Annotated in this window: 17 protein-coding genes; 5 read left to right on the top strand and 12 right to left on the bottom strand. The window is 70.8% G+C overall.

The window, feature by feature from the left end; genetic code table 11:
* Positions 1-111 precede the first annotated feature (111 nt).
* Positions 112-1,764 carry a DNA alkylation response protein gene (locus G3I78_RS17375; protein WP_164425439.1) on the bottom strand — a complete coding sequence of 551 codons (1,653 nt, stop codon included), beginning with the start codon at positions 1,762-1,764 and terminating at the stop codon, positions 112-114.
* A gap of 72 nt (positions 1,765-1,836) precedes the next feature.
* Here G3I78_RS17375 and G3I78_RS17370 point away from each other — a divergent pair, with 72 nt between their 5' ends.
* Positions 1,837-2,595, top strand: coding sequence for a PaaX family transcriptional regulator C-terminal domain-containing protein (locus G3I78_RS17370; protein ID WP_164425437.1), 759 nt, complete (start codon positions 1,837-1,839; stop codon positions 2,593-2,595).
* A gap of 64 nt (positions 2,596-2,659) precedes the next feature.
* Here the strand turns inward: G3I78_RS17370 and G3I78_RS17365 are convergent, their stop codons facing one another.
* Both G3I78_RS17365 and G3I78_RS17360 read right to left on the bottom strand, forming a co-directional pair.
* Positions 2,660-3,463: a pectate lyase gene (locus G3I78_RS17365; RefSeq protein ID WP_164425435.1), complete on the bottom strand. Its 804-nt coding sequence runs from the start codon at positions 3,461-3,463 to the stop codon at positions 2,660-2,662.
* A gap of 32 nt (positions 3,464-3,495) precedes the next feature.
* Positions 3,496-4,473 (bottom strand): polysaccharide lyase family 1 protein, encoded by a 978-nt coding sequence (locus G3I78_RS17360; protein ID WP_164425433.1) that lies wholly within the window; start codon positions 4,471-4,473, stop codon positions 3,496-3,498.
* A gap of 373 nt (positions 4,474-4,846) precedes the next feature.
* Between G3I78_RS17360 and G3I78_RS17355 the strand changes: the two genes are divergently transcribed.
* Positions 4,847-6,160: a PHB depolymerase family esterase gene (locus tag G3I78_RS17355; protein WP_343243781.1), complete on the top strand. Its 1,314-nt coding sequence runs from the start codon at positions 4,847-4,849 to the stop codon at positions 6,158-6,160.
* Positions 6,161-6,279: 119 nt separating this feature from the next.
* On the opposite strand, the gene G3I78_RS17350 is transcribed toward G3I78_RS17355, so the two are convergent.
* Complete coding sequence (locus G3I78_RS17350) at positions 6,280-7,359, bottom strand: NADH:flavin oxidoreductase/NADH oxidase (RefSeq protein ID WP_164425431.1); 1,080 nt, start codon at positions 7,357-7,359, stop codon at positions 6,280-6,282.
* Positions 7,360-7,496: 137 nt separating this feature from the next.
* Here G3I78_RS17350 and G3I78_RS17345 point away from each other — a divergent pair, with 137 nt between their 5' ends.
* Positions 7,497-7,847 (top strand): helix-turn-helix domain-containing protein, encoded by a 351-nt coding sequence (locus G3I78_RS17345; RefSeq protein ID WP_164425429.1) that lies wholly within the window; start codon positions 7,497-7,499, stop codon positions 7,845-7,847.
* Here the strand turns inward: G3I78_RS17345 and G3I78_RS17340 are convergent.
* Together G3I78_RS17340 and G3I78_RS17335 are read right to left on the bottom strand one after the other, a co-directional pair.
* Positions 7,770-9,158, bottom strand: a complete 1,389-nt coding sequence (locus G3I78_RS17340) for a nucleobase:cation symporter-2 family protein (RefSeq protein ID WP_164425427.1) — start codon at positions 9,156-9,158, stop codon at positions 7,770-7,772. The two genes, G3I78_RS17345 and G3I78_RS17340, sit on opposite strands and share 78 nt — an antisense overlap.
* Before the next feature lie 37 nt (positions 9,159-9,195).
* Positions 9,196-10,548: an FAD-dependent oxidoreductase gene (locus G3I78_RS17335; protein ID WP_164425425.1), complete on the bottom strand. Its 1,353-nt coding sequence runs from the start codon at positions 10,546-10,548 to the stop codon at positions 9,196-9,198.
* A 157-nt stretch (positions 10,549-10,705) separates the two neighbouring features.
* Here G3I78_RS17335 and G3I78_RS17330 point away from each other — a divergent pair, with 157 nt between their 5' ends.
* Complete coding sequence (locus tag G3I78_RS17330) at positions 10,706-11,161, top strand: DUF6214 family protein (RefSeq protein WP_164425423.1); 456 nt, start codon at positions 10,706-10,708, stop codon at positions 11,159-11,161.
* A 37-nt stretch (positions 11,162-11,198) separates the two neighbouring features.
* Here the strand turns inward: G3I78_RS17330 and G3I78_RS17325 are convergent, their stop codons facing one another.
* Positions 11,199-11,867 carry a DUF305 domain-containing protein gene (locus tag G3I78_RS17325; protein ID WP_239157913.1) on the bottom strand — a complete coding sequence of 223 codons (669 nt, stop codon included), beginning with the start codon at positions 11,865-11,867 and terminating at the stop codon, positions 11,199-11,201.
* 96 nt (positions 11,868-11,963) lie between these two features.
* Here G3I78_RS17325 and G3I78_RS17320 point away from each other — a divergent pair, with 96 nt between their 5' ends.
* Positions 11,964-13,466, top strand: coding sequence for a hypothetical protein (locus tag G3I78_RS17320; RefSeq protein ID WP_164425419.1), 1,503 nt, complete (start codon positions 11,964-11,966; stop codon positions 13,464-13,466).
* Here G3I78_RS17320 and G3I78_RS17315 read toward each other — a convergent pair.
* The 5 genes from G3I78_RS17315 to G3I78_RS17295 all read right to left on the bottom strand — a co-directional run bounded on the left by G3I78_RS17315 (position 13,454) and on the right by G3I78_RS17295 (position 17,488).
* On the bottom strand, positions 13,454-14,128 hold the full coding sequence (locus tag G3I78_RS17315) for a TetR/AcrR family transcriptional regulator (RefSeq protein ID WP_164425417.1): 675 nt from the start codon (positions 14,126-14,128) through the stop codon (positions 13,454-13,456). The two genes, G3I78_RS17320 and G3I78_RS17315, sit on opposite strands and share 13 nt — an antisense overlap.
* A 243-nt stretch (positions 14,129-14,371) precedes the next feature.
* Positions 14,372-15,064 carry an HAD-IA family hydrolase gene (locus G3I78_RS17310; protein ID WP_164425415.1) on the bottom strand — a complete coding sequence of 231 codons (693 nt, stop codon included), beginning with the start codon at positions 15,062-15,064 and terminating at the stop codon, positions 14,372-14,374.
* A 9-nt stretch (positions 15,065-15,073) separates the two neighbouring features.
* Positions 15,074-15,592 carry a hypothetical protein gene (locus G3I78_RS17305; protein ID WP_164425413.1) on the bottom strand — a complete coding sequence of 173 codons (519 nt, stop codon included), beginning with the start codon at positions 15,590-15,592 and terminating at the stop codon, positions 15,074-15,076.
* A 14-nt stretch (positions 15,593-15,606) separates the two neighbouring features.
* On the bottom strand, positions 15,607-16,278 hold the full coding sequence (locus G3I78_RS17300) for a phosphatase PAP2 family protein (protein WP_164425411.1): 672 nt from the start codon (positions 16,276-16,278) through the stop codon (positions 15,607-15,609).
* 277 nt (positions 16,279-16,555) lie between these two features.
* On the bottom strand, positions 16,556-17,488 hold the full coding sequence (locus G3I78_RS17295; protein WP_164425409.1) for a M56 family metallopeptidase: 933 nt from the start codon (positions 17,486-17,488) through the stop codon (positions 16,556-16,558).
* Between the last annotated feature and the right edge of the window lie 101 nt (positions 17,489-17,589).

Raw genomic sequence — 17,589 nt, 5'->3', positions numbered from 1 at the left:
CTTCTCGGAGTCTGCACCACGGGACTGACAACGAAGCGGAATCGGGACGTGACAATGAGCGATCCGGACGGGGAGGGTGCCCGGATCGGGCCAAGTCGCCTCGAAAGGGCGTCAGTTGTCGCCCGGCAACGCCCTGCGGAGGATCACGTCCATGTCCGCGCCGTCCGGCAGCGTGCCGAACGCGTGCCCCCAGTCGCCGCCGAGCCTGCTCGCGCAGAAGGCGTCGGAGACCGCTGCCGGGGCGTGCCGGACCAGGAGGGAGGCCTGGAGGGTCAGCGCCATGTGCTCCACCAGCCGGCGCGCGCCCGTCTCGGACGCCGTGGCCAGCAGATCCTTCAGCCGGGCGACCGACGCGTCCAGCCGGGCGTCCGCCCCCTGTGCCAGGGCGAGTTCACCGAAGAGCGCCTGGGCGGTGTCCTGATCCCGCCGCAACGCCCGCAGCACATCAAGGGCGTTGACGTTCCCCGAGCCCTCCCAGATCGACAGCAGCGGCGCCTCCCGGTAGTGCCGGGGCATGCCCGAGTCCTCGACATAGCCGTTGCCGCCGAGGCATTCCAGCGCCTCCGCGGTGAACGCCGGTCCCCGCTTGGTGACCCAGTACTTGCCGACGGCGGTGGCGATACGGCGGAACGCCTGCTCCCCGGTGTCCCCGCGCACCGCGCGGTCGGCGGCGCCCGCGAGCCTGAGCGTGAGCGTGGTGGCGGCCTCGGACTCCAGCGCGAGGTCGGCCAGGACGTTGCGCATCAGCGGCTGGTCGATCAGCAGGGCGCCGAACGCGCTGCGGTGCCGGGCATGGTGACCCGCCTCGACGAGCGTCTTGCGCATCAGCGTCGCCGACATCATCACGCAGTCCAGACGCGTGCAGTTGACCATCTCGATGATCGTCTTGACGCCCTGTCCCTCGGGGCCGACCAGCCAGGCGACGGTGCCGTCGAACTCGGGCTCCGAGGAGGCGTTGGAGCGGTTGCCGAGCTTGTCCTTGAGGCGCTGGATGCGGAAGGTGTTGCGGCTGCCGTCGGGCAGGACGCGCGGGACGAGGAAGCACGACAGACCGCCCGGGGCCTGCGCCAGCACCAGGAAGACGTCGCACATCGGCGCCGACGTGAACCACTTGTGCCCGCGCAGTGTGTACACACCGGGCTCGGCGCTCGGTGTGGCCGCCGTGGTGTTGGTCCGGACATCGGAGCCGCCCTGCTTCTCGGTCATCCCCATGCCCGCGAGCAGCCCGCGCTTCCCGGTCGGCACGCTCAGCTCCGGCTCGTACGCGCGGCCGGTCAGCAGGGGTTCGTAAACCTTCGCCAGCTCCGGCTCCTTGCGCAGCGCCGGTATCGCCGCGTACGTCATCGAGGTGGGACAGCCGTGGCCCGCGTCCGTGTGCCCCCACACCAACCCGCCCGCGGTACGGGCGACATGGGCGCCGGGACGGTCCTCGGCCCAGGGAGTGCCCGCCAGGCCCTCGGCGACGGCGGTGCGCATCAGGTGGTGCCAGCTCGGGTGGAAGTCGACCTCGTCGACGCGGTTGCCGTACCGGTCGTGCGTGCGCAGCACGGGCTCATGGCGGTTGGCCTGGTCCGCCCACTCCTGGGCCTCGGCGCTCCCGGCGCGCAGACCGAGCCGCCGCAGCCCCTCCTCGGCCCAGCCGGCGCCCTCGCGACGGAGCCCCTCCAGGAGGACGGGGTCGTCGGAGGCGTCGTACGGGTCGAGGGGAGGCGGCTGATTGGTGACCGTGTGGGTGGCGTAGCGCTCTGCGGGAAGGGAGACCATGGCCTCCATGTTGCACACAAGCTGCGGTCGTAGCAATAGTGCAATACGAAGGGAGTCGTACAGTACGTGACCATGCGGAGGAACGTGTCGGTGCAGCCCGGTGAGGTCGACCTGCGGCCGCTGTCCGCCCGGTCGGTCGTGCTGAGCCTGCTGCTCGGCGCGCACCCGGCGGAGATGCCCGTGAAGGACCTGGTCCGCGCGGTGGAGTCGTTCGGCGTCGGAGGCTCCACGCTGCGGGCGGCGCTCAGCCGGATGGTGACCGCCGGTGACCTGCGGCGCGCCGACGCCGTCTACGGCCTCAGCGACCGCCTGCTGGCGCGGCAGCGACGCCAGGACGACGCCGTGCATCCCCGCACGCGCGCGTGGAGCGGCGACTGGGAGATGGTCGTGATCACCGCCACCGGCCGTGGCGCGTCCGAACGCGCCGAACTGCGCGCCCGGTTGACCGTCCTGCGGCTCGCCGAACTCCGTGAGGGTGTCTGGCTGCGCCCCGCCAACCTCCTCAGAGCGCTCCCGGACGACCTCGACACGGTCGCCCAGCGCTACACCGCCCGCCCCGACCGCCCCGGCCCCGAACTGGCCGCCGCGCTGTGGCCGCTCGGGGGCTGGGCGGCCGAGTCCCGGGCGCTGCTCGCCCATGTGGCCGGCGCGGACCGGCCCGCGGACCGGCTCACCGGCTTCGCGGCGGTCGTACGCCATCTGCTGACCGATCCGGTGCTGCCGCCCGGACTCCTGCCGCCGCACTGGCCCGGAGCGGAACTGCGCGCCGCCTACGCGGACTACCAGCGGGAGCTGGCGGACACCGTGCCCCAGGATCACCTCGGCGCATGACACGGCGGCCGTGCGAAGCGCCGTGCGGGGACGCTTCGTACGGCCGCCTTCACCTGCGAGGTGGCTACCTGTAGGTGACGTCCGAGGTCGCGTACTTGCAGTAAGTACTGTCGGGTCCCGAGCCGTTGGTGGTCGGTTCCTTGCCCGTGTTGTTCCCGATGTACTTCTGGCACGGGACGATCTTCTTGCCGGAGTCGCCGACGATCGTGATCTTCTTCAGGGTCGCGCTGTCGCCGTAGTTGGTGTTGATGCCGACGAGCTTGTTGCCCGAGTAGGTCGCCTCGATGGTGTTGAGGTTGATCGTCCGCTTGTACTGCGTCGAGCAGTTGCCGCAGGAGCGCACGAAGGTCCCGAAGTTCTGCACCGCGAAGTTCGAGACGTTGAGCGTGCCGGCGCCGTTGAACTGGAACACCTTGTCGCTGGCCGACCGCGCGCCGCCGCCGGAGACGGTGTACACGTTCGACGACGAGGAGCCGCGGAAGGTGGCCGCGTCCTCGCCGACGTCCTCCCACCAGACGTTCTGGAGCGTGCAGCTGCCCGCGCAGTGGATGCCGTCGGCGGCGGGGGCGCCGATGATGACGTTCTTGAGGACGGTCCCGGCGGCGAGGTTGAGGATGGGCCCCTGGTCCTCGTCCTGGCTGCCGCTGCCCAGGTCGCCGGTGCCGTAGAGGCGCTGCATCCCGTAGTCCTTGGTGCCGGACAGCTGGATGGTGGCGGAGACGGCCTCGCTGCTCGTCGCGGTGGGCCAGGTGGCGGCGCTCGCCGTGGGCGCATTGACTGTCATGATCATGTCAACCGAAAGGCCGAGTGCGGCCGCGGCGCCGGTCAGCGCACGCCTTCGCGCGCGGGGAGGGGGCGAAGAAGTCATGTCCCGGTTTCCTCTTCCGTGTCAGGGGGTGGTCAGAGCTTTCCGGCGCCCGCGCCGCCGGTCACCGAGGCGACGACGGTGGAGGCGGGCTCGGCGGTGTAGCCGTACGGAGCGCTGGTGAAGGTGCCGACCCGCGAGATCTCGGTGGCGGCTCCACCGAGGTCGTTGCCGCGCAGGTTGGCGTAGCCGTCGACGTCACTGCTCCGGTTCGTGGTGACAGCGACCCCGGTGCTCCGGAAGACGTTGTTCTCCACGAGCATCTGGGCGCCCATGCGCGAGTGCACCGCGGTCTCGGCACCGACGACGTAGTTGTCGTAGAAGTGGCCGGTTCCGAAGCGCAGGCTGGGGATGCGCGAGTAGACGTTGTCGAACCAGTTGTGGTGGTACGTCACCTTCAGATGACCGGTGTCCTCGCTCGCGTTGTTGTCGCTGTGGCCGACGAGCGAGCCCTTGAAGTGGTTCTTGAAGGTGTTCCAGGACACCGTGACGTTGTCCGAGGCGTGGTTGATGTCCAGCAGACCGTCGTAGTAGTCCTTGTCGTGATCGCGGTCCGCCGAGAAGGAGTTGTGGTCGATCCACACCTTCGTCGAGGCCTGCACCTCGATGCCGTCGGCGGGCGCGAGCGGCTTGCTGATGTTGAGGTTGCGGACGACGACGTTGGTGACCTTCTTCAGCCGCAGTCCGCCACCGGTGAACCCGGACGACGAACCGACGCCCAGGACCGTGGTGTTGGAGCCGATGTCGACCGAACCGCTCAGCGGGATCAGGCCGTTCACCTTGACGACCTTCGCCGTGCTGCCGGTGACGGCCGATTTGAAGGCGTCCAGGGTCGAGACGGTGACCGCCGAAGCGCTGCCGCCGCCGGTGGTTCCGGCTCCGAAACCGATGGGGGAGGTCTCGGCGGCCCGGGCCGACTGCGGGACGGCCAGCACGGCCGCCGTCGCGAGTGCGACCGCGCCGGCGGTCACAGCGGATCTTTGCGCGTGTGTACGTGGGGGGCGAGTACGCATGCGGGTGCGTCCCTTCCAGGGTGCCAGTCGGTACATGTATCTGAACGATGTGCTTCAACATGAACGCCGCATGGGTGATTCATTGGATGTGTCGACCCCTGTTCGTTTGGTCGGTCACATCGCTGAACGGAACGTAGAGGGTAAGCGCTTTCTGGTCAACGCTTTGCGCAGCACACGTTCGACCGGCCCAGGTGGCGGGCGTCACCGAATTCTTTCGACGTGTGGGAGCGCTTCCATGGAGGCCATGTGCATGCCACGATGCTCGCCGGACGCCTCCCTTCCGATCCGTTCCGAGAGGTGACCCCCGGCGTCCAGGCACGGTGATCCGGACCGACTCCTCCTGCTGATCCCTTCGGAAGAAAGGGGCAAGGACGTGCCCGCCACCCCCCGCACCACCACGAGGAGACCGCTGAGCCCGGTGCTCGTGGCCCTGCTGTCCTTACTCGCGGCGGCACTTCTCGCCGCGCCACCGGCGTCGGCCGCCACGGCCCGTGCCGAGGCCGTCCCCACCGCGACCCTCACCGAGGTCACGGGCTTCGGCACGAACCCCAGCAACCTCCAGATGTACCTGTACGTCCCGGACAGCGTCACCGCCCACCCCGCGGTGGTCGTGGCCGTGCACTACTGCACCGGCTCCGGCCCCGCCATGTACAACGGCACCGAGTGGGCCCAACTGGCCAACACCTACGGCTTCGTTGTGATCTATCCCTCGGTCACCCGGTCCAGCAAGTGCTTCGACGTCTCCTCGCCGCAGGCGCTGAAGCGGGGCGGCGGCAGCGACCCCGTCGGCATCAAGTCGATGATCGACTGGACGGTGAACGCCTACTCCGCCGACACCGGAAAGATCTTCGTGACCGGGATCTCCTCCGGCGCGATGATGACGAACGTCCTGCTCGGCGACTACCCGGACGTGTTCGCCGCGGGCGCCGCCTTCTCCGGTGTGCCGTTCGGCTGCTTCGCCACCACGGACGGCTCCGAGTGGAACAGCGCGTGCTCCGGCGGGACCATCACCCACACCCCGCAGGAGTGGGGCGACCTGGTCCGCGCCGCCTACCCCGGATACACCGGCACCCGCCCCCGGATGCAGGTGTGGCACGGCACCGAGGACGACGTGCTGCGCTATCCCAACTTCGGGGAGGAGATCAAGCAGTGGACCAACGTCCTCGGGGTGAGCCAGACGCCCGCGTCCACCGACTCACCGGTCTCCGGCTGGACCCGTACCCGCTACGGCGCGACCGGTGACCGGGCTGCCGTCGAGGCCGTCAGCCTCCAGGGCGTCGGCCACAACCTCTACGCCAACGGCATGGCCGCCCGCGCCCTCACCTTCTTCGGCCTCGACAGCTCGGGCCCGGCGCCCCAGCCCCAGCCCGGCGCCTGCAAGGTGACGGCGACGACGAACGCCTGGAACACCGGCCTGACGGCCTCCCTGACCGTCACCAACACCGGCACGACCACGATCAACGGCTGGCAGCTCGCCTTCACGCTCCCCGGCGGGCAGACCATCACCAACGGCTGGGGCGCCACGTACGCGCCGGCCTCCGGCTCGGTGACGGCGACGAACGCCACGTACAACGGGACCATCGCCCCGAACGCGAGCGTCTCCATCGGCTATCAGGCGAACCACGGCGGCAACAGCGCGGCCCCGGGCGCGTTCACGCTGAACGGGACGGCCTGCACGTCGAGTTGAGGACGGGTCGGCCATCAGGGCTCTCAGGTGGGACGCCCCCGCGACCGCGGGGGCGTCCCACCGGACGGCGTGCGTGGTCGACGGTCCGGTGAGGGCGTGGACGGCGCTCGGGCCGCGGGTCAGACCGACCGGTGGTACTGGTCCGGGACATGCACGTCCCCGCCCAGTTCCCGTGCCGCGTGCCGGGCCCAGGAGGGGTTGCGCAGCAGCTCGCGGCCGAGGAGCACCGCGTCCGCCTCGCCGTTGGAGAGGATCTTCTCGGCCTGCTCGGCGTCCGTGATGAGGCCGACCGCGGCGACCGGGAGCGTGGTCTCGTTCTTCACGCGGGCGGCGAAGGGGACCTGGTAGCCGGGACCCGTCGGGATCCGGACGCCGGAGGCGTTGCCGCCGCTGGAGACGTCCAGGAGGTCGACGCCGTGGGCCTGGAGGTCGCGGGCGAAGCGGACGGTGTCGTCCGGGGTCCAGCCGCCCTCCTCCAGCCAGTCGGTCGCCGAGACGCGGAAGAACAGGGGCTTGTCCTCCGGCCACACCGCGCGTACGGCGTCGACGACCTCCAGGGCGAAGCGGGTGCGGTTCTCGTACGAGCCGCCGTACTCGTCGGTGCGCCGGTTGCTGTGCGGGGAGAGGAAGTTGCCGATCAGATAGCCGTGCGCACCGTGGACCTCGGCGACTTCGAAACCGGCGGCGAGGGCGTGCCGGGCGGCGTCCGCGAACTGGCCCACCACCTCGGCGATCTGATCGGTCGTCAGCTCGGTGGGCACCTGGTGGCGCTCGTCGTAGGCCACCGCGCTCGGGCCCAGCGGCTGCCAGCCGCCCGTGCCCGGCGCGAGCGGCGCGCCGCCCTTCCAGGGCTGGTCGGTGGCGGCCTTGCGGCCGGCGTGGGCGAGCTGGATGCCCGGGACCGTGCCCTGGGAGACCAGGAAGCGGGTGATGCGGCGGAACGCCTCGACCTGGGTGTCGTTCCAGATGCCGAGGTCGTTGGGGGAGATCCGGCCCTCGGGGCTGACGCCGGTGGCCTCGACGATGACCAGGCCCGTGCCGCCGGCCGCGCGGGCCGCGTAGTGCGCGAAGTGCCAGTCGTTGGGGGCGCCGGTGTCGGGACCCTCCGAGGCGGCCGAGTACTGGCACATCGGCGGCATCCACACCCGGTTCGGGATCGTCACGTCACGCAGGGTGAAGGGCTCGAAGAGTGCGCTCACGGCGGGCTCCATTCGTCACGGGACCGGTGGTGGTCGACTCGTACGATAGGCATCGTAGTACGTCGGATGTCAAACTACGAGAGGTCTCGTACTATGGACATCCGTCCGCAGGATCTCCCCGGAAGAAGTGAGCCGCCGTGACCACTCCCGTCGTCAGCAGCCGCGACCTCCCGCACCCGGGTCGAGAGGAGATCCGCCTGGAGGCCGTCCTGCACGCGCTCTCCGACCCGATGCGCCTGCGGATCGTGCGGGAGCTCGCCGCCGCCGGCGACGAGCTGTCCTGTTCGCGCTTCGATCTGCCCGTCACCAAGTCGACGACCACCCACCACTTCCGGGTGCTGCGCGAGAGCGGGGTGATCCGGCAGGTCTACCGGGGCACGGCCAAGATGAACGGCGTACGCCGCGAGGACCTAGACGGTCTCTTCCCGGGACTTCTCGACGCCCTCCTTGAAGCCGCCGCGCGCCAGGCCGTCCGCCTCGACGCCTGAACCGGCCCTCGCGGGAAGGTGGTTGAAGAGCAGGTTCAGCACGATCGCGGTCAGACAGCCCGCGCTGATGCCGCTGTTCATCACCGTCTGGAACCAGTCGGGGAACTTCGCGTAGATCGTCGGGACGCCGACCGGCAGCACGCCCATCGCGACCGAGACGGCCACCACCGTCAGGTTGTTGTTGCCCTTGAAGTCCACCTGGGCCAGGGTCCTGAGGCCGCTCGCGGCGACCGTCCCGAACATCACCAGACCCGCCCCGCCCAGCACCGGCGCCGGTACGGCCGCGACCACCGCGCCCAGCTTGGGCAGCAGCCCCAGCAGCACCAGGATGCCGCCGGCCGTGGCGACGACCCAGCGGCTGCGCACCCGGGTCATGCCGACCAGGCCCACGTTCTGGGCGTACGCCGTGTACGGGAAGGTGTTGAAGACGCCGCCCAGCACGGTCGACAGACCGTCGGCGCGCAGCCCGTCCGACAGGGAGCGCGGTTCGACCCTGCGGTCCGTCATCTCGCCCACCGCGATCAGGTCACCGGTCGTCTCGGTCATCGTCACCAGCGCCACCACCAGCATCGACACGATCGCCGAGAACTCGAAGGTGGGCGCCCCGAAGTGGAACGGCGTGCTGATCCCGAGCCAGTCGGCGTCCCCGACCCCGCCGAAGTCCGTGAACCCGAGGGGGACGGCCACCGCGAGACCCACCGCGATGCCGACCAGTACGGCGATCCGGCTCAGGAAAGCCGGCGCGAACCGCTGCACACCCAGCACCACCGCCAGCACGAACACGGCCAGCGCGATGTTCCTCGGCGCCCCGAAGTCGGCCGAACCGACGCCACCGGCGGCCCAGTTGCCCGCGACCGGCAGCAGGGAGATGCCGATGATCAGGATCACCGTGCCGGTCACCAGCGGCGGGAAGAAGCGCAGAAGTCTCCCGAAGACCGGTGCGAGCAGCATGATCGCCAGTCCCGCGACGATCACCGAGCCGTAGATCGCGGGGAGTCCGCCGCCGGTCGTGCCGATCAGCACCATGGGGGACACGGCCGCGAAGGTGCAGCCCTGCATGATCGGGAGCCGCACACCGAAGCGCCAGAAGCCGACGCACTGGATGAGGGTCGCGATGCCGCACACCAGGAGGTCGGCGGTGATCAGATAGGCCAGGTCGGCGGGGGAGAGCTTCATCGCGCCGCCGACGATCAGGGGGACGGCGACCGCGCCGGCGTACATCGCGAGGACGTGTTGCAGGCCGAAGACGGCGAGTTGCCGTGGCGGGGGGACTTCGTCCACGGGGTGCACGGTGAGGGTGGTTTCAGGCATGTCCGAGACCGTAGGCGTATTGAACAGTTTGTTGATTTCAGGGGTGTTGCCGGTGCGTTGCCCGGCGAGCGGCGTCCAGGAGTGACGGCCAGTCCGGCAGCTTGACCACGCCCCTGCCCAGGGAGGCGCCGAGTTCGGCCTCCGCCCGCTCGATCGCCTGCCACCCGGTCCACTCGACGGGTTCCGCTCCCTCGGCCCGCAGCGCCGCCAGCGGATCGCCGCGCAGATCCTTGTGTACGAGGATCCCGGCGTCCTCGACCAGTGACGTTGCCGTCTCCTTCGCGCACGGCCGGTTCGTGCCGATCACCCCGGTCGGGCCCCGCTTGATCCAGCCGGCCACGTACTCGCCCGGTGACACCGTGCCCTCGCGCAGCACCCGGCCCGCCAGATGGGGCACGGTCCCTGTGGCGGGGTCGAACGGCAGGCCCGCCAGCGGGACTCCGAGGTAGCCCACCGAGCGCAGCACCAACTGGGCCTCGATGTCCTCGAACCGACCCGTGCCGGTCACTCCGCCGAGTCCGTCCGGCGCCGTTCGTTCGAAGCGCACCGCGCCCACCCGGCCGCCGTCGGCGAGGAGTTCGACAGGGCGCAGGAAGAACCGCAACGAGATGCTGCGGGGCGCCGACCGCGGAGAGGCTCCGGCCCAGCCCCGCAGCACCTCCACGTTCCGGCGCTGTGGCGCGGCCAGAGGAGCGGGGTCGAGGTACGCGGGGTCCAGCTCCAACTCCTCGCGCCGTACGGCTGTTTCGGTGTCGGGAAGGGAACTCAGCTCGCGCAGCTCCTTGGTGGTGAAGCGGGCCTGCGACGGACCCCGGCGCCCCACCATGTGGACGCCCGTGACCCGGCTGGCCGCGAGGGCGGTGAGCGCGGGCTGGGGCATGTCGGTGGGGCTGAGCTCCGTCACTCCGCGGGCCAGCATCCGGGCCACGTCGACCGCGACGTTGCCCACTCCGATGACCACGGCGGAGCGGGCGCCGGCCACGAAACCGTCGGCCGTGGAGTCGGGGTGGGCGCTGTACCAGGACACGAACTCGGTGGCCGACCAGCTGCCCGGCAGGTCCTCGCCGGGGATGCCCAGACGGCGGTCGGTCGCGGCGCCCACGCAGTACACGACGGCGTGGTACAGCTCGCGCAGCCGCGTGGCCGGCACTCCGCCCGGCCCGATCTCGACGCCGCCGAGGAACCGCACTCGCTCGTGCTCCAGGACCGTGCGCAGGTTGTTCTGGAGCGACTTGATCTTCTCGTGGTCCGGTGCCACGCCGTAGCGCACCAGGCCGTACGGACAGGGCAGCCGGTCCAGGACGTCGACGAGCACGTCGGGATCCCGCTGGACGAGACTCTGGGCGGTGTAGCACCCGCTCGGCCCGGAGCCGACGACGGCGACACGCATGCCTTCAGGATCGCACCATCGCCGCTGCGCTGACAGGGTGCTGCGCGCCAGGAGTACGCGTGTCCGTTCGTATGGAATGTGATCATGCGGTTACGTTGCGTATGTGCTAGAAGCATCGTTTCTTAATCTTTCTGATCGTTGTCCGACGGACGGCAGCGTGTCCGTGTGGCCCGCGTGGGAAGTGCGGGAGGGCGAGGGGGCGACCTCGTGGTTCCACGTCCGGCTGGCTTTCGGTGACGGTGCCCGGGTGGACGTGCTCGCCGTGGTCGCCGACGGCTGCGCCTCGCTGGAGGACGTACGGGCGCAGCCGGCACTCTCGCTCGACGACCTGGCCGCACTCGGGGACTGGATCGAGGAGCCGCTCTTCGAGGCCTGCGGAGGAACCCCTTCCGCGGTCGAGGAGCAGTCGGGCGGCCGGGCCCGCCCCGCCTGGCCGCGCGGCATGGAGGGACGCCGGCTCATCGCCGAGGAGTATCTGGCGGCCCAGGAGGACGGCGTCGACCCGGTCCTCGCAGTGATGTGCGCGACCGGCCACAGCCGCCGCAAGTCGCTGCGGCTCATCTCCCAGGCGCGCGACGCGGGCTATCTGACGCCACGTCACGCACGGCGCTGAACAAGGGCGTTCGGCGCGGAGCAGTCGGCGCGCTCGTTCAGAGCATGCCGCGCATCCTGTCGATCTCGCTCGTCTGCTGGGCGACCACGTCGTCGGCCATCTCCTCGATCCGGATGTTGTTGCCCTGCCCCTTCACCTCGGTGGCCATGGCGATCGCCCCCTCGTGGTGAGTGATCATCAGAGTGAGGAAGAGCTGGTCGAAGGCCGTTCCCTTCGCCGCGCGCAGCTTCTTCACCTGGGCCTCGGTCGCCATGCCCGGCATCACGGAGTGGTCGTGCCCCTCGCTGGTCCCGGGCTCGCCGTGTTCGTCCAGCCAGGCCCGCATGGCGGCGATCTCCGGTCCCTGGGCCGCCGCGATCCGCTCGGCGAGGGCCTTGAGCTTCGCCGACTCGGCGCGGTCCGGGGCCAGTTCGGTCAGCTTCAGGGCCTGGGCGTGGTGTTTGATCATCATGCGCGCGTAGGCGATGTCCGCGGAGTTGGGGGAGTCGTCGTCGGCCCGCTGCTCCGCCGCGTCCTGGGCGGACAGGGTGCGGTTCGGCTCGCCGGGCTTGCCCGGGGCCAGGACCGAAGGCCCGCCGGCCGAGGCCGACTTGGGTTCCGGGCCGGAGTCACAGCCCGTCAGAAGCAGCGCTGCCAGGGCGGACAGCGTGACGGCCACCCGGGGAGCACGGCGCAACAGCGCAACGGCCGGCCGTGGTCCGCGCATTACGGATTCGTTGCCCTCTGTTGATCTGTGCATGGCGAAGACGATACTGCGGGGACGCGTGAACCGCCCCACAGGAACGCCACAGGGAGGAAAACAGTGATCCTGTTGAGCAATCCCAGAACCCGGCACAGACACCTGGGAGTCGCCGCGGCCGCCGCGGGTCTCCTGGCCGCACTGCTGACCGCGGGCCCGGCCGCCGCCACCCCCGACCCGGGGGACCGGCCGGCCACGGGCAAGGAGGTGTCCCGGAGCACCGAGGCCGAGGTGAAGGCCGCGATCGCCGACGGCGAGATACCCGGCCAGGACGAGATCGTCCACTCCCGCAACATCCAGCACCTCGTCAACATCCCCAAGGACGCGCTGCCCGGCACCAATTCGGACCTGGCCTTCCAGGGCAGATACGCCTTCTCCGGCAACTACGACGGCTTCCGCATCTTCGACATCAGCAACCCGAAGGCGCCGAGGACCGTCGCGCAGGTCCTCTGCCCCGGCTCGCAGAACGACATCTCCGTCTCCGGGAACCTGTTGTTCCTGTCCACCGACTCCTCGCGCAGCGACAGCAGTTGCAGCAGCACCACCCAGCCCGCGACGGAGAAGTCGTCGTGGGAGGGCATGAAGGTGTTCGACATCAGCGACAAGCGCAACCCCAGGTACGTCGCCGCCGTCGAGACCGCCTGCGGCTCGCACACCCACACGCTGGTGCCCGAGCGCAGGAACGTCTACGTCTACGTCTCCTCGTACTCGCCGAACGCCGCCTACCCCGACTGCCGGCCGCCGCACGACGGCATCTCGGTCATCAAGGTGCCGCGCAACGCCCCCGAGAAGGCGGCGGTCGTCGGCTTCCCGGTGCTCTTCCCGGGCGAGGGCCCCGACGGCGGCGGCAACCCCGGCTCGCCCACCAACCCGGGCGTCTCCAAGACCACCGGCTGCCACGACATCACGGTGCTCCCGGACAAGGACCTGGCCGCGGGCGCGTGCATGGGTGACGGCATCCTGTTCTCCATCAAGGATCCGGAGCGCCCGAGGGTCATCGACCGCGTGCAGGACAACGTGAACTTCGCGTTCTGGCACTCGGCGACCTTCAACCAGAAGGCGAACAAGGTCGTCTTCACCGACGAGTTGGGCGGCGGCGGTGCGGCCACCTGCAACGCGGCGATCGGCCCGAACCGCGGCGCCGACGGCATCTACGACATCGCAGGCAAGGGCGACAAGCGCAAGCTCGTCTTCCGCAGCTATTTCAAGATCCCCCGCCACCAGGCCGACACCGAGAACTGTGTCGCGCACAACGGCTCGCTGATCCCGGTCAGGGGCAAGGACATCATGGTCCAGGCCTGGTACCAGGGCGGTGTCTCCGTCTGGGACTTCACCGACTCCGCCAAGCCCAGGGAGATCGCCTACTTCGAGCGCGGCCCGCTGAGCACCACCACCATGCAGACCGGCGGGGCGTGGTCGGCGTATTACTACAACGGCTACATCTACTCCAACGACATCGCCAAGGGCTTCGACGTCCTCAAGCTCAGCGACCGGCGCACGGATCCGGCCAGGAAGGTGCGGCTGAACGAGCTCAACGTCCAGACGCAGCCGGACTACTTCGACTGATCCCCGGGCTCCCCGCCCGTCTCGAAGAACCGCGACAGATCCATGTCGCACGTCCCGTCGGGCGCCCCGGTGCCCGGCGGGGCCCCCTGCTCCCAGTCGAGCCGGTAGCGCGAGAACAGCTCGGCGCGCAGGGTCCTGATCGGCATCGGGACGTTCGGTACGACCATCGCGTAGACCGCGCCCATGAGCTGTGAGCGCAGCATCGGGTAGTCGGCGTCGACCTCCTGCGAACCGTGCCGCTCCATGGTGTCCCGCAGCAGTTCGGCCAGGCGCTGCTGCTCCGGGCACTCCACGAAGCCGTCGGTGTCCAGCAGGCCGGCCATGTGCTGGCGCATCAGCACGGTCCGGTCCCGGGTCAGGCCCAGGATCGCGTCGATGGCCCGCGCCATCCGCTCCCGGCCGTCCTCGGTGCACGGCTCGCGCTCCAGGGCCTCGGCCAGCGTGCGGTGCATGAGCCGGTGCACGGCGGACTGGACGAGCTGGCGCTTGCCGGGGAAGTAGTACGACACCAGTCCGCGCGCCGAACCGGCCCGGTCCGCGATGTCGCCGAGGGTCGTGGCCTCGTAACCGCGCTCGGAGACCAGCTCCAGCGCGGCCTGCAGAAGGCGCTCCCGGGAACGGCGGCGCAACTCTTCATTGACCGAGGCGCTGCGCGGGGACATGCTGTAACTCCTGCGTTGACTGGCTATCAGCCAACTATACTCAGCGCGTCCGGACCGGCCCTTTCACGGCCTGGTCGGGGCTGCCGCCTGCTCTGGGCGACGCGGGGGATCGTCCAGGGTGGGCGAGCATACGCCCCAGTGGTGTCCTCAGGCGACTTTCTGGACGGGGTGACCACCCGGTTTTCGGCCATGATTTTTTGGGGCCGCGGCCGGGGCCGGGGCGCTGATGTGAGGGCTTGGCGCTCAGCGCACCAGGTCGAGAACCGGCCGAAGCCCGTCGGGTCGCCGCGTCACCGGCAGGTGGTCCACGAAGTGCACCCCGCAGCCCAGGGCCGCCGCGCCGCCGTCCGCCCGCCGGTCGTCGCCGACCATCAGGACGTCCCCGGGCTCCACGCCGAGCGCGGTGCAGGCGGTCTTGAACAGCCGGGGGTCCGGCTTCTGGACGCCGTGCTCGTACGACAGCACATACGCGTCGACGTACGGGTCGAGCCCGTGCGCGCGGAAGACCGGCCGCAGATCCCAGCCGATGTTGCTGACCACGCCCACCCCGATCCCACGCTCGCGCAACGTGCGCAGCACCTCGGCGGCATCGGGGTACGGCTGCCAGGCCGCGGGGGACATGTGCCGTTCGTACAGCGCGTCGTGCAGGCCGGGGTCCGGCAGCGGAACCAGCCGCGAGAGCCCGGTGTAGGCGGCCCGGTGCGACTCGGCGCTCTCGTCCCGCACACCCCACACGGCGGCGACCTCGTCCGGCAACACCACTCCGGGTGCGGCCCCACCGGGCAGTGCCCCCGCCCTCTCCAACTCCCCTGCGGCCCGCGTGAGTTCAGCCTCGGCCAGGGTGAGTCCCGCCGCGTCGAGAACGGCCCGCAGCCAGGACTCGGTGGACTCGATCCGGAAGAGGGTCCCCGAGAAGTCGAACAGCACGGCAGTCATACGACGATCTTACGGTCCCGCGTTCCAGGCGACGGGAAGATCACGCCCGCAGAACACGCAGACGAAGTCCCCCTCGCGCACGATCGACCGCTCCCCGCACTCCTCGCAGCGCCGGAACACCACCTCGTGGGTGAAGCGCCCGGGGTGTGCGACACCGGCCCGGTCGAGAGCGCGAGCGACCGCCTGCCATGAATCGAGGTCCGGGCAGTAGCCGGTGGAGTGGTTGGTGACCTCATGAACGGCCCAGCCGCCCGGCACCCGGCGGAAACCCATCTCGCCGGCGGCCAGGACGTCCGCACCGCCGGCGCACGCCACGTGCTCGCTCCTGCGGGGCGCGAGCCGCAGGAGTCCGTCGAGCGCGACGACGAAGGTGAACGGCTCCTCGGCCTCGGCCCGCCCGCGCACGGACAGCCAGGCGGTCAGGTCGGCGGCGGAGCGAACGAGCCGGCCCGCGCTGTCCGGCCGTACCGCCGACCGCAGTTCGGGCGGACCCACATACCGGTAGGCCCGTCTCGGGCCGTCGCTCACGCTCGCCCCGTCGCTCACGCTCGGTAGCGCTGGTGGACCAGGATCGCCAGGGTCACCAGCATCGCGCCCAGGAGCCAGCCGCCGAGGACGTCGGAGGGCCAGTGGACGCCCAGCCAGATGCGGGTCAGGCCCACGCCGACGACGGAGATCACGGTGAGGGAGAGGGCGGTGCGGCGCAGGGCGGGGCCGGCGCCGTAGTGGTGGAGGAGCCACAGGAGGAGGCCGCAGACCACCGTGGCCGTCAGGGCGTGGCCCGAGGGGTAGGCGGCGAAGTGGGCGGAGTCCACCGGGTCGGGCCAGACGGGGCGTTCACGGCCGACCGCCGCCTTGAGGACCTGCTGGACCAGTGTGCCCAGCGCACATGTGGCCGCCAGCCATACGGCGGTCCAGCGGGCGTTGTGGCGCCACACCAGCCAGATCACCGCCACGGCGCACAGGGCACGCATCGTCCAGGGGTCCCACACCCAGTCCGTGAGGATGCGGAAGGCGTGGGTCAGCCCTGGATCGTCGACGGCCCAGCGGTGCGTGGTGTCGGCGATGTCGCCGTCCACGGTCAGCAGCGGCCCCCACTCGGCCACGACCAGGACGAGCAGCAGCACCGAGCACAGGGCCAGGACACCGGTCGCGCGAGCGGCGGCCCGGTGCTCCGGAGGGCGGGGCGGGGAGTCGACGGACGGCGTGTGCATACTGCGATCCTCGCCGACCGGTGCGGCGTGAGGCGAATCCCGGGGCATGGAGATGCCGATCGCGGTGATTCACGCGGGCGCGGGGAGGGCGGCCGGGGCTAGCAGGAACCCCGCCCGCAGCGGCTGATGCAGGTCCGCCCGCCCCCGCCCGCAGCGGCTGACGTGGGTCCGCCGCAGCGGGCGATGCCGGTCCGCCCGCGTCCCTGGCGGCGTTCCACACGGACCCCGGCCACTCTCCGCTACCTCAGCGCTCCACAAGGACCCCCGCCGCCCTCCGTCACCCCAGCGCCCGCAACCCCGGCACGAACGCCAGCAGCACTGGAACCACCGGCACCAGTGCCGCCGTCGCGGTTAGGCGCAGGCGGCGGCCCGCGGTGAGCCGGTCCGGCGGGGTGAGCAACCGGTGCACCCGCTGCGGGACATGGCCGTGCGGGGTGGGGCAGGGGCCGAACACGCCCCGGTCCTCGTTGAGTTCGACCAGGGCGAGGGCGGTCGTCAGGCGGCCGAACCGGCGTGAGGCCATGTCGTCGGCCGCCAACTCGACCAGCCGGTGCATCTCGTCGCGGAACCCCGCGAAGACCGGCACCTGCGGGAACCCGCCCGCCAGCGCGGCCGAGCAGTGCAGCAGCCAGTCGTGCCGGGCCTGCGCGTGCCCCTCCTCGTGGGCGACCAGGGCGTCCAACTGCCTGCCCTTCAGGCGGCGGAGCGCGGCCGTGGTGACGACGAACCTCGGTTCCGGGCCCGGCAGCCACCACGCGTCGGGCCGCTCGCCCTCCAGGACCACCAGCCGGCTCCCGGTCTCCTCGCCGGGCAACACCGGCGCGCGGAGCAGGAGTTCGGCCCGGCGCAGCCGACGGCGCTTACGGGACCGTACGACCTCTCGGACCAGCATCGCGCCGGTCCACGCGCCACCGGCCGCGAGCGCCGTCGCCAGGGCGGCCGCCCAGGGACCGGCCGTGCCCAGCGTGTAGGCGTCCACCACGGAGCGCGGCGCGGGGGCGAACACATGGCCGCGCACCGCCTGCCAGGCCACCGCCGCGCTCAGGGTCATCGACAGCACGCAGCACATCAGCACCGCCGCCACCGCGCACTGCCACACCCACAGCGCGAGCACCGGTTCTCGGTCCGACCAGTCCGCCCGCGCCAGCAGCCTGGGGGCGACGACGGCGGTCAGGGCGCCGAGCAGCAACAGTGCCGCGGGGAGCATCATGGAGGCAGCCTATGAGCGCGACACCGCTCACGGGTACGGTCCGCGTGACCAAAGTGACGCAGGCAACGGTTTCGTGAGCCGTGAGCAGCCCCTCATCCATC

The organism is Streptomyces sp. SID13726, assembly GCF_010548375.1.
In the GTDB taxonomy this organism is placed as follows: domain Bacteria; phylum Actinomycetota; class Actinomycetes; order Streptomycetales; family Streptomycetaceae; genus Streptomyces.
This window is presented reverse-complemented; position numbering and strand designations above follow the sequence as displayed.

What these genes read in the sequence shown, in the direction of transcription:
- G3I78_RS17375 (WP_164425439.1), bottom strand. Translation starts at nt 1,764, where the DNA reads ATGGTCTCCCTTCCCGCAGAGCGCTACGCCACCCACACGGTCACCAAT.
- G3I78_RS17370 (WP_164425437.1), top strand. Translation starts at nt 1,837, where the DNA reads ATGCGGAGGAACGTGTCGGTGCAGCCCGGTGAGGTCGACCTGCGGCCG.
- G3I78_RS17365 (WP_164425435.1), bottom strand. Translation starts at nt 3,463, where the DNA reads ATGACTTCTTCGCCCCCTCCCCGCGCGCGAAGGCGTGCGCTGACCGGC.
- G3I78_RS17360 (WP_164425433.1), bottom strand. Translation starts at nt 4,473, where the DNA reads ATGCGTACTCGCCCCCCACGTACACACGCGCAAAGATCCGCTGTGACC.
- G3I78_RS17340 (WP_164425427.1), bottom strand. Translation starts at nt 9,158, where the DNA reads ATGCCTGAAACCACCCTCACCGTGCACCCCGTGGACGAAGTCCCCCCG.
- G3I78_RS17335 (WP_164425425.1), bottom strand. Translation starts at nt 10,548, where the DNA reads ATGCGTGTCGCCGTCGTCGGCTCCGGGCCGAGCGGGTGCTACACCGCC.
- G3I78_RS17325 (WP_239157913.1), bottom strand. Translation starts at nt 11,867, where the DNA reads ATGCGCGGACCACGGCCGGCCGTTGCGCTGTTGCGCCGTGCTCCCCGG.
- G3I78_RS17315 (WP_164425417.1), bottom strand. Translation starts at nt 14,128, where the DNA reads ATGTCCCCGCGCAGCGCCTCGGTCAATGAAGAGTTGCGCCGCCGTTCC.
- G3I78_RS17310 (WP_164425415.1), bottom strand. Translation starts at nt 15,064, where the DNA reads ATGACTGCCGTGCTGTTCGACTTCTCGGGGACCCTCTTCCGGATCGAG.
- G3I78_RS17300 (WP_164425411.1), bottom strand. Translation starts at nt 16,278, where the DNA reads ATGCACACGCCGTCCGTCGACTCCCCGCCCCGCCCTCCGGAGCACCGG.
- G3I78_RS17295 (WP_164425409.1), bottom strand. Translation starts at nt 17,488, where the DNA reads ATGATGCTCCCCGCGGCACTGTTGCTGCTCGGCGCCCTGACCGCCGTC.